This window comes from Acinetobacter sp. CIP 51.11, assembly GCF_000369665.1.
GTDB lineage: Bacteria > Pseudomonadota > Gammaproteobacteria > Pseudomonadales > Moraxellaceae > Acinetobacter > Acinetobacter lwoffii_S.
In genome coordinates this window covers 22,790-36,932 of sequence record NZ_KB850129.1, presented here as the reverse complement: position 1 = coordinate 36,932, position 14,143 = coordinate 22,790, and the positions used below count along the sequence as shown (strand labels likewise).

Sequence of the window (14,143 nt, the reverse complement as noted above, 5' to 3'; positions counted from 1 at the left end):
AATCTTCTATTTAAGCCAGTTTATTTTTTGTGGCGTGTACTGTAGCCACGTTTTGCCAGTTCCAGTTTGGCAATCATGCCCTTATGCACTTCATCCGGGCCATCAGCCAAACGTAAGGCACGTGCCTGGGCAAAGAATCCGGTCAGTGGCGTATCACGAGAGACACCGGCACCGCCGTGGATCTGGATTGCCATATCGACAACTTTTTCCAGCACACTTGGCGCAACGACTTTAATTGCAGAAATTTCAGTCAGTGCCGCCATATTCCCTAAAGTATCCATTTTATAGGCGGCATACAAGGTCAAAAGGCGTGCCTGATCAATTGCAACCCGGGCTTCCGCGACACGTTCCAGATTGCCACCGAGTTTTAAAATCTCTTTGCCAAATGCGCTACGGCTCATACCACGGTCAATCATCAACTCTAAGGATTTTTCCGCAGCGCCAATACAGCGCATGCAATGATGAATACGGCCTGGTCCTAAACGACCTTGAGCAATTTCAAAACCCTGACCGGCGCCACCAATAAAATTCGCTACCGGAACGCGGACATTTTCAAAACTGACTTCGCCGTGGCCATGTGGTGCATCGTAGTCACCAAATACAGGTAGCATGCGTTCGATTTTAACGCCGGCAGTATCCACAGGAACTAAAACCATCGAATGCTGATGATGACGGTCTTTTGTTTCATCTGGAGTATGCGCCATAAAAATAATGATTTTGGCGTTAGGATCGCCCAGACCTGATGACCACCATTTACGGCCATTCAAAACAATCTCATTACCTTCCACCATCGCCGTTGCCTGCATATTGGTGGCATCACTGGATGCAACTGCAGGTTCAGTCATACAAAAGACTGAACGGATTTTTCCTTCTAAAAGTGGCATCAGCCATTCTTGTTTTTGTTCTTCAGAACCATAACGCCACAATACTTCCATATTGCCGCTATCTGGCGCATTACAGTTAAATACGACTGGTGCAATCAGGCTACGACCTGAAAGTTCGGCAATATGTGCATATTCCTGAACTGATAAACCTTGGCCACGTTCAGGACAAGGGAGAAACATATTCCAGAGGCCAGCTGCCTTGGCTTTGGCTTTTAAGCTTTCCAGTTCTGCTGGCCATTGCCATTTGGTCCAGTCACCGCCTTGATTCAACTCATGAACCTGCTGCCAGAAATCAGCTTCAACTGGTTCAATTTCCTCAGCAATAAATTTTTTGGTTCTATTTAAATAATCTTGTGCACGTGCTGAAAGCTCAAACATCTCTTTTATCCCTCTAAATATTCTAATTCATACGCTTTACAACACCTTACCCCAAAACCTATTATGAATAAAATGATTTTAACCCATACAATATTATGCATAATATTCATTCCAAAACAGTCATGGACCTGCGAAATTTTCATCGTATCGACATTAACCTTTATCCGCTTTTTATGGCAATTTATGAGCAGAATAGTATTTCTAAAGCTGCACAGATTTTATCAGTTAGCCAGTCTGCTGCCAGTCATGCTCTGCAACGTTTAAGACAGCATTTACAAGATGATTTATTTGTACGTACTGGTAGCAAAATGCAGCCTACGCCGTTTGCGGAACAGATCTATCCTGAGCTGAAGAATGCACTTTTTTCGATTCAAAATATTTCAATACAGCATCAGCAGTTCAGACCAGAAATGATTCAGAGTTTGAAAATTGCCGTTCATGATGAAATTGAGCCAATGATCTTTCCCAGACTCGTTCAGCACTTTCAGCAACTCAATCTGGAAATTCAACTTAGCAGCATGAAGCTGGACCGTAAAAATATAGCAGCAGACCTCGCCTCTCAACAGATTGATTTTGTCATAGATCTGGAACAAAACATTGCTGAAAAAATCCAGTTTGAACGCCTGGTGCAAGATGAATTTGTAGTGTGTACACAATTAACAGAAATGAATGAGCAGATTTATCTTGCCTCGCCTCATATTGGCGTGTCATCACGCCGTACTGGTGTTTTGGTTGAAGATATTTATTTAAGTCGGAAACAATATTCACGACAGATTTTTTTACGCTGTCAGCATTACTCAACTGCTCTGCAAATTCTGGAGCAGCAAAAGACAGCCATGCTGACTATTCCTAAAAATGTATTGACGCATTTACAATTGGCTACCAGTCTAAATATTTTTGAAGTCCCTGTGGAACTGCCGAAAATTAATATGGGGATGTATTGGCATAAGGATTTGCAAGAGAATAAAAGACATCAATTTTTGAGAAGTGAAATTTATAAAATTTTTGCTTAGGCTATTTATAAAGGAATGCAAGTTTACTTAGGCTATTTTTATATAAGTTTAGATGGTTGCATCTTCATCTTTTCAGTAGAAAAATATACTTAGGCTATTTTAGCTGGTACAAAACTAAACACTGAGTGATTAGCTTTTAATCCGTAGATCTACTGGCTTTGCTCTAAAATGGCTCGACTTTTAGCTGTGATTTTACAGCTGGTTTTGCTGATTTGGATCTTGCCTTTGTTAAATCTCTCCATCACCTGGCAAATTGTGCTGGGCCTCGTACTGCTATGTTTTTCTTATTATCTGCTGCATAAGATTACAGTTTATTTAAAAGATGTTTTCCGCCCTTTTAAGAAAGGCAAAAAATACTGGTGCCGTGTAAAAGCCGTAAGTGATGGTGATACCCTCACCTGCTACCGTTTTAACATTCGTCGCTCTGAAACCAAATTACGCTTTGCCTTCGTTGATGCTCCTGAATCATCGCAAGCCTATGGTAAAGAATCGCAGCGTCTGGTCAAAAGCATGGTGAATAATAAAATGGTTCGGGTCAAGATTACCGATATTGACCGTTATGGCCGCTGTGTCGGTGTGGTCTACCGCTATCGCAAAAATATCAATGAAGAGATTGTCAAACGTGGTGCAGCGTGGGTCTATGAAGAATATATCAAAGATAAAAACCATTTACGCTATATGATGGAGCTGCAAAATAAAGCTAAGAAACAGAAAAAAGGCCTTTGGAAAGGCAGTCGCCCTGTACGTCCAAGTGTTTATCGTAAGCAGGTAAAATCGTAAATTTGATTTTGTCAAAGATGAATTGCAAATGATAAAAAGTGATCAGGACATTCAGATCACTTTTTTCATTTTTTAGTTTTACTAATTTAATAAGCCAAATGCACTAGAAAGCGGAATGCGCCGGCAATCAGGGCCAGCGTTAAAAATCCTGCCAGCCATAATCCTACAAACCATAATACCTGTTTGCCTTTCATGACCACTCCTTAATGATAGCCATCATCGCCGACCCTGACCTTATGCCGGAATACCCAATAGGACATACCGGTATAAATCACAATAATTGGAATCAGGATCAAGGCTCCAATCAAGGCAAATAGCTGGCTATTTTCATGCGCTGCTGCCTGCCAGATTGTTACGCTTGGCGGAATAATATATGGCCATAAACTTATCAAGAATCCGGTATAGGCAAGGAAAACCAGAACAAGCATATAGGTAAATGGGCCTAATTCACTGCGTCTTTTACAGGCACGTAAGGCCAGCCAGGTAAATAGCAGAACCAGAACTGGAACTGGCATAAAATAGGTAAATTGTGGCTGACTGAACCAGCGTTCGGCAATCTGTGGATGAGTCAACGGCGTATAAATACTGACAGCACCCAATATGATCAGCAAGGCAATAATCAGCTTAGGCATCAGTTTAAACATTCGATCCTGTAAGTCATCTCCAGTTTTATAGATCAGCCAGCCACATCCCAATGCCGCATAGAGCACCACCACACTGATTCCGGTGAAAATACTGAATGGAGTGAGCCAGTCCAGCCCCCCACCAACATAAACACCATTTCGAGTTTCAATGCCCTGAATATAAGCCCCTAAAATCATGCCTTGCAGGAAACTGGTGATTGCAGAACCACCGATAAAAGCTTTGTCCCACCAATGTTTGCTGCGGTTGGCCTTGAAGCGGAATTCAAAAGCCACGCCGCGGAAAATCAAGGCAATCACCATCAGAATAATTGGCATATACAGCGCCGAGAGTACGGTCGAGTAAGCGAGTGGGAAAGCTGCAAACAATCCTGCACCGCCCAATACCATCCAGGTTTCATTGCCATCCCAGACCGGAGCCACGGTATTCATCATGACATCACGTTCATCCTGATGCGGAAAGAAAGGAAACAAGATGCCGATGCCCAGATCGAAACCATCAAGAATAGTATAAATCAATACACCCAAACCAATAATCACAATCCAGATTAATGATAAATCAATCATTTTTTATCCTCCTGATCCGGTTGTTCAGGAACTTCTTCGATACGTTCGCGAATACTACTTAATGGTCGGCGTGAAGCCTGAACTACATCGCTATCTGATTCATGATCTGGTCGGGTATGAATAAAATCCGGGCCTTTGTGCATCAGGCGCAACATGTAGTAAATTCCGATACCAAATACCACACAGTAGACGACTACAAAAATAATTAGGGTCAGCCCCACCTGCTCAGCAGAAACCGGTGACAATGCATCCTTGGTACGCATGATGCCGTATACCACCCAAGGCTGACGGCCGACTTCTGTGGTAAACCATCCCGCCAGCATGGCAATAAATCCAGAAGGTCCCATAATCAAGGCGAATCGGTGCAATGCACGGGATTCATAAAAACGGCCTCGGGTACGTGCCCACGCTCCCCATAATGCCAGTAACAACATCAGCACGCCGAGTCCAACCATAATTCGGAAGCTCCAGAACACCACCAGTGAATTCGGCCGGTCTTCAGGTGCAAAGTCTTTAAGTCCCGTAACCTTGCCATCCATCGAGTGGGTTAAAATCAGGCTACCCAAGTTGGGAATTGCGACTGCATATTTGGTTTCTTCGGCTTCCATATCTGGAATACCAAAGAGGTATAAGGGCATGCCTTCATCATGATTGGTTTCCCAGTGTCCTTCCATAGCTGCAAGTTTTGCTGGCTGATGTTCAAGGGTATTAATACCGTGCATATCACCGACGATGACCTGTAAAGGTGCTAGTACTAGAAGCAGCCACATCGCCATGGAAAATGAGGTCTTGACCAGTGCATCACGACGGCCTTTGATCAGATGCCATGCGGCTGTAGCAGCGACCAGTAAGGCGGAAACCAGAAAGGCAGCCATGGCCATATGGGCCAGACGATAAGGGAAAGATGGGTTAAACACGATAGCAAGCCAATCTTGCGGCACAATCAGGCCATTTTCAATCGCAAAGCCTTGTGGGGTCTGCATCCAGCTATTGGACGATAGAATCCAGAACATGGAAATACAGGTTCCTATCGCAACCATCAAGGTTGAGAAAAAGTGCGCCTTTGGTCCTACTCGACCCCATCCAAAGAGCATGATGCCCAAGAATCCGGCTTCTAAAAAGAAGGCGGTGAGTACTTCATAAGCCAGCAAGGGCCCAGTCACACTTCCTGCCACCCGGGAAAATTCACTCCAGTTGGTTCCAAACTGGTAGCTCATGACCACACCAGAGACGACGCCCATCCCGAATGCCACAGCGAAAATTTTCACCCAAAATTTGAATAGATCCTGAAAAATCGGGTTTTGGGTTTTGAGCCAGCGCCATTCCAGAATGGCCAGAAAGCTGGCCAAGCCGATTGAAATAGCCGGAAAAATGATATGAAAAGATACAGTAAAGGCGAACTGTATTCGTGCTAACTCTAATGCAGTTAAACCCAGAGTCATAAGCTTCACCTATGCATTGTTATTTGGCATCTTTGCCCTTCAATTTTTAAGTCATGAATTTTTCTAGTGACATGGTTAGCTTAGGCGTGGCTGTTATAAAAAGTATGTAGTCTTTTGTTGATTATTTTTTAATCAGGTTAAACTATGTAACTCTTGCTGATAAAGAAAATATTACTCTGAATAATTTTTAAAACTCTCCTCTTGAGCTTTAGATAAAACAGGCGTAAATTAGGCCTAAATTTAGTTACCCAGGTTAACTAACCATATGTTTTCCGAATCTCCCCGACTTCGTACGCTGTTATTACGCTGCGCACGACTGATGAGCGATGAGATCAATACGATCTTGTTGTCATCTCAATTAAATTATTCCTTATGGCAGGTGTTATACGTCATCCAGTCAAAGCAACAATGCACGCTGGCAGATATTTCCAGTTATCTCAATGTATCCAAGCCCGGTATTACTAAGCGGATTCAGCAACTGGTTGAACTCGATCTGATTGCCCAACTCGAAACTGAAGACAAACGTCAAAAGCTGTTCAAGTTGAGTGAGCAAGGAATTGAGACCTTTGCGATGTGTTCCAAACAGATCGATGCATTTGAAGATCAGTTGCTTGAGCACATTGAATCAGATGATCTTGAAGGCAGTAAAAATACCTTGATGCAACTCATTCAGCAGTTATATCCCTCATCTCAGGACAGACCTCAATGAGCCAAGAACAAGAAGCGCCTTTATGGACGCCCAATTTTATCCTGATCAGTCTGGTGAATTTCCAGCTGGTTCTGGTGTTCTACTTACTGGTGATTGTGATTGTCGGCTACTCAGTGGCTGAGCTAGGGGCTTCGACTGCACAAGCCGGTCTGGTATCAGGTCTGTTTATTGTCGGCACCCTATTCGGACGCTTATTGATCGGAAAATTACTGAATCGTCTGGGTCTAAAAAATACTCTTGTCATTGGCCTGACTGGTTTCCTACTCTTTTCCGGACTGTATATGATTCCGGCCAAGCTGGAAGTTTTACTAGGCATCCGTCTGATACACGGCTTTATGATGGGTATGGCTTCTACTGTACTGGGTACAGTGATTGCACAGACCATTCCTGCCACACGGCGTGGTGAAGGAATTGGCTATTTCAGCATGAGCAGCACCCTCGGCACAGCGATTGGTCCCTTTGTCGGAATCTGGCTGATGACAAATTTCAATTATCAGGTAATTTTCATGTTTACCAGTATCGTTGCGCTCAGCTGCCTGATCTGTGGACTGTTTATCCAGCCACCACGCCTTAAGGCAAGTCATTCGTCAGCAGCCTCTACTTCGCAAAGCACCAGCAAACTGGCTCAGTATATTGAACCGAATGCGCTACCGATTGCACTGATTGTACTGCTGGTGGCTACTTCTTATTCAGGCATATTGTCGTTTATTCACTTTTATGCCAAAGAAATTAATCTGGTCGAAGCAGCATCTTTTTTCTTCCTGATGTATGCTTTTGCCATTTTGCTTTCGCGTCCTTTTACCGGCCCGCTCATGGACCGTAAAGGCGAAAATATCATTATCTATCCTGCCATTGTGATTATGGCATTAGGGATTTTGCTTTTAAGCCAAGCACAAAACTCTGTGATGTTACTCTCTAGTGCAGCGTTACTCGGTTTTGGTTTTGGGAATATCCAGTCGGTGTGTCAAACCATTGCGGTGAAAAGTACAACATTGCAGCGTATGGGTCTAGCAACCTCAACCTTCTTTATTGCCCTGGATGCCGGTCTTGGTTTTGGCCCGTATTTCCTGGGTATGCTGCTGGACCAGATTGGTTATCGCCAGCTTTATCTGTTCTCGGCGCTGCTCACCCTAAGCTGTCTGGCCTGGTATTACCTTCTGCATGGCCGTAAAGCAGGAAAAGTACAGCCTTCTCATTAAAAGCTTTTAAAAGCGCCGACTAAACCGGCGCCGATATTCCAACGGCGTCAGACCGGTTTTTTTATGAAATAAACGGCGGAATGAACTTGGATCCTGATAGCCGACATTTTGCATAATCACATCCACAGCTTGATCGGTTTCTTCCAGTCGTTTACGTGCGGCTTCAATCCGGATCGCTTGTAGATATTGATTGGGCGGTATGTCTAAGGCTTGTTTAAAGCGTCGAATCAGGGTTCGGCCAGTCACATTAAACTGCTCTGCCAGCTGGTTCAAACTAAAATCTTCATGAAAATGCTGCTCTAGCCAGTTCTGGATTTTTTGTACCAGTTCATCATGGTGCGGCTGGCCAATATTCAGCAATGAATAAGACAACTGGCTATCACGGCGGTAATCAATTACGAAAGATTTAGCCGATTGCATGGCCACCTCAAAGCCATACAAGCGCTCAATCAGATGCAAACCTAGGTCAAACCAGGCCAGGCCTCCACCTGCACAATAGATATTCTGATCCCGGCTAATCATCAGATCGGCATTCAGTTTCACCTTAGGATAGCGTGAACGAAACACTTCCTGAAAACCCCAATGTGTTGTTGCAATCCGGTCATCTAAAATGCCTGCTTCTGCCAGAAAAAAATTCCCCGTACAGTTTCCTGCAATTAAAGTCGCCTCTGCATGTGCAGATTTTAAAAAATGAATCAGTTCTGGATTCTGTTGCAATACATCCTGAATCGGTGCAGCGATGGTCGGTACCACCAGAATATCTGCAGTTTGAATCTCTTGATAAGAAAAATGTGCCTGCAACTGCAGCCCATTGATACACCGAATCGGATGTCCCTCCGGACTGGCGATACTCACCTTAAACAGGCGCTGTACGTCCTGCTGCTGGATCCGGTTCCAGCTTACGCCAGCCATGGTAAATAAATCGACCACACCCGTAATGGCCGAAGCCAGAGCCCCATGAAAGCCTAAAATCACCACCTGTTGCATACTTTACTAATTGTCACTTTTCACCCGATTCATGTCATTATTGACAATCCTCCTCAATAAAAGCAACTGCTAGTCTTGATGCTATCTCAAGGATTGCACATTCAGGATAGTACCGTGACCCAACTGATTAATGATAAAGATCTGCATTTCCAGCTTTATGACGTATTCAAACTTGAAGCGCTGACTAAACTGCAACGCTATCAGGATCATGACAAAAATACTTTCGACAGTATTCTGGAAACGGCAAAAGGTATCGCGACCGATTATTTTGCGCCGCATAATGCCAAAGCTGATCAACATGAACCGAACTTTGACGGCAAACAGATCAAAACCATTGATGAAGTGAAGACAGCCTGGCAACAGTTTGCCGATGCCGGCCTGCTTTGCGCCCAGCATGATTATGCAGATGGTGGCATGCAACTGCCCACTTTGGTGAATATGGCCTGCAATGCTTATTTTATGTCGGCCAATCCGTCCACCGTGGCTTATTCTTTTCTAACGGCCGCTGCGGCGAACCTGATACAGGCTTTTGCCTCCCCAAAACAAAAGCAAATATTCCTACCGCATATGTTGAGTGGCCGCTTTGCTGGCACCATGGCCATGACAGAGCCGAATGTAGGTTCCTCTTTGAGCGATCTGACCACTAAAGCCATTCCTCAGGCAGATGGAATTTATAAAATTAAAGGCCAGAAAATGTTTATTTCGGGTGGCGATCAGGACATTAGCGAAAATATTGTGCATCTGGTCTTGGCGCGGATTCAGGATGCGCCGCAAGGCGTGAAAGGAATTTCCCTGTTTATCGTACCAAAATTCAAAACCAACGAGGATGGTTCACTCGGTGAAGCTAATGATGTACAGCTGGCTGGCTTACTGCACAAAATGGGCTATCGAGGTACTACATCTACAGTTTTAAGCTTTGGAGAAAATGATAATTGCTTAGGCTATTTAATTGGTGAACCCGGTCATGGCTTAAAATATATGTTCAAGATGATGAATGAAGCACGTGTAGGTGTCGGTCTGGGCGCAGCCATGATTGGTTATCGTGGCTATCTGGAATCTCTGGATTATGCTAAAAACCGTCCGCAAGGCCGGCCAGTTCATGAAAAAACACCTGACTCGAAACCAGTAAATATCATTGAACATACCGATGTCAAACGCATGCTACTGGCGCAAAAGTCATATGTAGAAGGTTCGCTGGCACTTTGCTTATTTGCAGCCCGATTAATTGATGAACTTCAGGCAGCTCAAGATGAAGATAGTGCAATTCTGCTTGATCTCATCACCCCGGTGGTCAAATCTTTCCCTTCTGCCTATGGTCCGAAAGCCAATGATCTGGCTATTCAGGTCCTGGGCGGCGCGGGTTATACTCGTGAATATCCGGTGGAGCAATGTTACCGTGATAACCGGCTCAATCCGATTCATGAAGGAACTTACGGCATTCAATCTCTGGATCTGCTGGGACGTAAACTCTGGCAGCATAATGGCAAAGGGCTCAATCTGCTCATGCAGCGCATCCAGAAGACCTTGTCAGAGATTCATGAACCTAAGATAGTGGAACTCGCAAAGATCTATAAACAGCATCTTGCCACTGTGCAAAAGACTACACAGATTTTAGGCCAGGCCTTGCATCAAGGCAAAGTCAGCGAAGCTTTGGCCAATTCAGGCCTGTATCTGGATATGATGGGTAAGACCATCCTAGCCTGGCTATGGCTGGAAATGGCGAATCAGGCTCAACTCAAGTTTGGGACATCATCACAGGCAGAAGATCAGACTTTTCTGGCAGGGAAAATTCAGGCAGCTCAATATTTTATTCGCTGGGAACTTCCTGAAATTGAACATCAGGCCAAATTACTGATGACTCTGGATGATACTTGCTTGAATATGCAAGTCGACTGGTTCTAGGCAGAATTCATCAAAAAATGCGCCTTTATCGGCGCATTTTTATTCTGTAATTTATTAAGCGGCAGAGTCTTTTACACCAAACTTTTTAAACAGCTTGGCACGCTTGGAAGGCAAGATATTAGCCTTACTTAAATCGCCCTGATAATGCTGATACACCCGCTGGTCCATGATTTTGTACCATAAAGGTGGAATCAAGGCTGGAATCAACATGGTTGCATAACCGCTGGGTAATTCTGGCGCTTCATCAAAATGCCGCAACGCCTGAAATGGCCGGCTTGGAAAGGCATGATGGTCAGAATGGCGCTGTAATTGGTACAAAAACAGATTGGTCACGATATTGTTATTATTCCAGCTATGTTCTGGCAAGGTTCGCTCATAACTGCCATCCGCTTTCTGTCCGCGTTTTAGTCCGTAGTGCTCGATATAATTCACAATCTCAAACAGGCTGACGCCATAAAATGCCTGTGTCAGTGTATAAGGAATAATTTTCTTGCCATACGCCTTCAGCATCAAGGCATGATAAGCAGCACTCATGGCCCAACCATGAAACAGCTCATTTTCCTGACTAAAGAATTTCAGTCCTTTACGCTCGAGCCGTCTTTTTTCAATCTGGATTGCAGATTTTAATCCACCTATTACGGTACGTGGCCAGAAGCGGTAAAAAGATTCACCCATTTTTGAAGATGCCGGATCTTCAGGCGTGGCTACCCGTTTATGATGTCCATAAGGATGTTCAATCCGGAAATGGTTATAGCCCAAAGGCATCAGGCTGGCATGAGACCAGTAATGGTCTTTTTTCTGGGGACGATGGCTGAGTTCATGTGCGGTATTCACCCCCACACCATTAATCGCACCCATAGAAACTCCAAGCAGTACCTGATCCAGCAAAGACACATTTGGCCGGCTTACGACATAACCGGCAAAGGCATTGGCTGCCATTTGCAAGGGAATAAATGCTTTTACAATGCGGTCATAATAAGGATCGTTAACCAGTGCCTTGATCTGCTCATCATTTGGGTTATTGGCATCATCGCCAATCAGGGCATCCAGAGTCGGAATGATTACGTGCAGTAATAATAGTCCGCCCATGGCAAAGACTTTTTTAGTCGCTTTGGGACCAAAATGATAACCGGCCAGAATTCCCATTCCGATCACAGGCAGACCTGGGCTGAGCAACCAGCCAAAACGTTTTTTATCTAGCTTGACACCTTTTAGTGCCGACGCTTCCTGCGTAAACTGCGCTTTCTGGATTTGTGCAGGGGCATTCATTGCGACCTTCCTTTTTTATGTTACTCTGCACTTATAGTTGATTATTTCAGCAGTAGCGAACAGTATTCAACGTCCAGAAAAGCTATGTCAGCGTCTTTGGCACATGCTGCCAAATTCTGGCCTAAAATCACAAAGTTAAAAAATTTATAGTCAATTAAATGAAATAAAACAGAAGAATAGAGTTAGGCATGGATGCTTTAAGTAAAATTTTTGATGATATTCATCTGGAAAAATCGGAATATCTTTATCTGAATGTATTTCATCCGGGCGGCTTTGACTATCAACATGAACCCTTTATGCTGGCCTATATCCTGTTACAAGGACAGGCGCAATTAAAGTTCATGAATGGTGATCGACTGGAGCTGCAACAAGGTGATCTGGTGCTATTACCCGCAGGTTCCTCCCATCATGTTTCCTGCCCAGACAATGCCGATTTTTCTGAGCACCATGCGATTAATCCTTATTTTCAGAGCAATGCACAGCAATGTGTTGATCTCAATCGGGAAAATTCGGCGGAGCATAGTTTCATACTGGCTATTCGTTCTAGCTTGGATATCCAGATGGCCAAACCTCTTTTGAGTGCATTACCTAAATACCTGCATATTCAACATATTCTGGGTGATACGGCGCCAGAATGGTTACAGGTTGGCTTGCAGTTTCTGGCACTGGAAACCCAGCAGCTTCGTCCCGGACGTGACAAGATTCTGGATCATCTGGTCAGTATTTTACTGATTGAATGCGTGCGTGATTATATTTTAAACCTGGAAAATGCCTCGAGCTGGCTAAATGCGCTCTCGCATCCGGAACTGTCCAATGCATTGGCAGCGATTCATGGCAAACCTGAACAATCCTGGACTGTAGAAAGTCTGGCCGAACAATGTCATATGTCACGTTCCAAATTTGCCCAGTTATTTACCCAGATTGTCGGTGAGCCGCCACTGGCCTATCTGCAACAGCACCGCCTGCGCCTTGCCGCACAATATTTGAGAAATAGTGGATTTGGTATCCAGCAGATCGCTTATCTGGTTGGTTATTCATCCGAGACGGCGTTTAGCCAAAGTTTTAAAAAACAGTTTGAACTGACGCCGACCCAATACCGGCTGCATTGTCAGAAGAACCAGTCTTTATTACCAGACTAAAATTACTGGACTAATGCCAACACTGCTTTGACCGGGTCTTCGCTATTGCCAGAAAGTAGCTGCTTATGCATGGTGATATGCTGCATAACCTGAATCTGTGCTGCTTCAATATCCATCAGTTTTTCAATTTCGGCTGCCAGATTTTCCGGGGTAGCATCCGACTGAATCAATTCCTGAATTACTTTTTTGCCAGCAATAATATTCGGCAAGGAGAAATAAGGGATTTTCACCAGCAATTTGGCAATTTGATAAGTCAGCCAGTGCAATTTATAAAAAGTCACCATCGGACGGTGCAGCAACATCGCTTCAAGCGTTGCAGTTCCAGACGCCAGTGCAATAATATTGGACGCATTCATCACCTGACGGCCAATTTTGGACTCAGCGCTGGTATTTTCCATCAGGCGAATTTGGGCCCTTAAGCTCTCAGGATAAGTGGCCAGTAAACTTTCGATTTGCTGTTTACGCGCATCATTAATGGCCGGAATCAGAAAGGTATAATCTGGATATTTTTGATGCAGAATATTGGCAGCATCCACAACCAAAGGGCCCAAACGCTCAATCTCGCCACGACGACTGCCTGGCAATAATGCAATATATTTCTGATGTGGATCCAGGCCTAATTCTATTTGAGCATCCAGAATTGGATTTTCAAGCGGCAATTGGCTGGCTAGAGGATGCCCAACAAAAGCTGCTGGCACATCCCATTTTTTAAAAAACGCTTTTTCAAATGGAAACAGGCACAGTACTAGATCAATACTGGCCTTTATCCCATGTACACGGCCTTGACGCCATGCCCAGACTGAAGGACTGACATATTGCACGGTTTTAATAGGCAACTGTTTTTGTTTAATGGTTTTTGATAAACGCAAGTTAAAATCAGGCGCATCAATCCCAATGAAAATATCGATCGGATCTTTAGTCCAGGTTTCCACCAGACCATCCCGCACAGCAAACAGTTTTTTAATGTCTTTCAGAACTTCGACAATGCCCATCACCGATAAAATATCCATCGGATAATAACTTTTAAAGCCTTCCGCGATCATTTGTGGCCCACCGATACCTTCAAATTCAGCATCAATGCCTTGCTCACGAAAACGGCGAATCAATTTTGCGCCAAGCGTATCTCCAGAGACTTCACCGACCACGATTCCAATTTTAAGTTTTCGATTTAGCAAGTGGGTTTCCTCTCAAATCCGCATGGAAATTTATTGAATCGGGATTCTAACATAATCC

At 44.2% G+C, this 14,143-nt stretch carries 13 protein-coding genes; 6 read left to right on the top strand and 7 right to left on the bottom strand.

The window, feature by feature from the left end:
• Positions 1-20: 20 nt before the first annotated feature.
• Positions 21-1,262 carry an acyl-CoA dehydrogenase family protein gene (locus tag F894_RS04055; RefSeq protein WP_005246147.1) on the bottom strand — a complete coding sequence of 414 codons (1,242 nt, stop codon included), beginning with the start codon at positions 1,260-1,262 and terminating at the stop codon, positions 21-23.
• A gap of 95 nt (positions 1,263-1,357) precedes the next feature.
• On the opposite strand from F894_RS04055, the gene F894_RS04050 reads away from it, so the two are divergent.
• Both F894_RS04050 and F894_RS04045 read left to right on the top strand, forming a co-directional pair.
• Positions 1,358-2,275, top strand: a complete 918-nt coding sequence (locus F894_RS04050; protein WP_005246146.1) for a LysR family transcriptional regulator — start codon at positions 1,358-1,360, stop codon at positions 2,273-2,275.
• 168 nt (positions 2,276-2,443) lie between these two features.
• The gene (locus tag F894_RS04045; RefSeq protein ID WP_005246145.1) at positions 2,444-3,055 is read left to right on the top strand and encodes a thermonuclease family protein; all 612 of its coding nucleotides are present in this window, start codon (positions 2,444-2,446) and stop codon (positions 3,053-3,055) included.
• Between the two features lie 86 nt (positions 3,056-3,141).
• Here F894_RS04045 and F894_RS15030 read toward each other — a convergent pair whose 3' ends face one another.
• The 3 genes from F894_RS15030 to F894_RS04035 are packed head-to-tail and all read right to left on the bottom strand — an operon-like array spanning position 3,142 to position 5,705.
• Complete coding sequence (locus F894_RS15030; protein WP_005246144.1) at positions 3,142-3,249, bottom strand: hypothetical protein; 108 nt, start codon at positions 3,247-3,249, stop codon at positions 3,142-3,144.
• Positions 3,250-3,258: 9 nt separating this feature from the next.
• Positions 3,259-4,263 carry a cytochrome d ubiquinol oxidase subunit II gene (cydB, locus tag F894_RS04040; RefSeq protein WP_004647089.1) on the bottom strand — a complete coding sequence of 335 codons (1,005 nt, stop codon included), beginning with the start codon at positions 4,261-4,263 and terminating at the stop codon, positions 3,259-3,261.
• On the bottom strand, positions 4,260-5,705 hold the full coding sequence (locus F894_RS04035) for a cytochrome ubiquinol oxidase subunit I (RefSeq protein ID WP_004280451.1): 1,446 nt from the start codon (positions 5,703-5,705) through the stop codon (positions 4,260-4,262). Before F894_RS04035 ends, cydB begins: the two co-directional genes overlap by 4 nt.
• Positions 5,706-5,970: 265 nt before the next feature.
• Between F894_RS04035 and F894_RS04030 the strand changes: the two genes are divergently transcribed.
• Together F894_RS04030 and F894_RS04025 are read left to right on the top strand one after the other, a co-directional pair.
• Positions 5,971-6,414 carry a MarR family winged helix-turn-helix transcriptional regulator gene (locus F894_RS04030; RefSeq protein ID WP_004647091.1) on the top strand — a complete coding sequence of 148 codons (444 nt, stop codon included), beginning with the start codon at positions 5,971-5,973 and terminating at the stop codon, positions 6,412-6,414.
• Positions 6,411-7,613 carry an MFS transporter gene (locus tag F894_RS04025; RefSeq protein WP_005246143.1) on the top strand — a complete coding sequence of 401 codons (1,203 nt, stop codon included), beginning with the start codon at positions 6,411-6,413 and terminating at the stop codon, positions 7,611-7,613. Before F894_RS04030 ends, F894_RS04025 begins: the two co-directional genes overlap by 4 nt.
• A 6-nt stretch (positions 7,614-7,619) precedes the next feature.
• Here F894_RS04025 and F894_RS04020 read toward each other — a convergent pair whose 3' ends face one another.
• Complete coding sequence (locus tag F894_RS04020; RefSeq protein ID WP_005246142.1) at positions 7,620-8,600, bottom strand: GlxA family transcriptional regulator; 981 nt, start codon at positions 8,598-8,600, stop codon at positions 7,620-7,622.
• A 78-nt stretch (positions 8,601-8,678) separates the two neighbouring features.
• Between F894_RS04020 and F894_RS04015 the strand changes: the two genes are divergently transcribed.
• Positions 8,679-10,502 carry an acyl-CoA dehydrogenase gene (locus tag F894_RS04015; protein ID WP_005246141.1) on the top strand — a complete coding sequence of 608 codons (1,824 nt, stop codon included), beginning with the start codon at positions 8,679-8,681 and terminating at the stop codon, positions 10,500-10,502.
• A gap of 54 nt (positions 10,503-10,556) precedes the next feature.
• On the opposite strand, the gene F894_RS04010 is transcribed toward F894_RS04015, so the two are convergent.
• Positions 10,557-11,771, bottom strand: a complete 1,215-nt coding sequence (locus F894_RS04010; protein WP_005246140.1) for an alkane 1-monooxygenase — start codon at positions 11,769-11,771, stop codon at positions 10,557-10,559.
• A 188-nt stretch (positions 11,772-11,959) separates the two neighbouring features.
• Between F894_RS04010 and F894_RS04005 the strand changes: the two genes are divergently transcribed.
• Entirely contained in the window at positions 11,960-12,910 is a 951-nt protein-coding gene (locus F894_RS04005; RefSeq protein ID WP_005246139.1) for an AraC family transcriptional regulator, read from the top strand.
• 2 nt (positions 12,911-12,912) lie between these two features.
• On the opposite strand, the gene lpxB is transcribed toward F894_RS04005, so the two are convergent.
• Positions 12,913-14,085, bottom strand: coding sequence for a lipid-A-disaccharide synthase (gene lpxB, locus F894_RS04000; protein WP_005246138.1), 1,173 nt, complete (start codon positions 14,083-14,085; stop codon positions 12,913-12,915).
• Between the last annotated feature and the right edge of the window lie 58 nt (positions 14,086-14,143).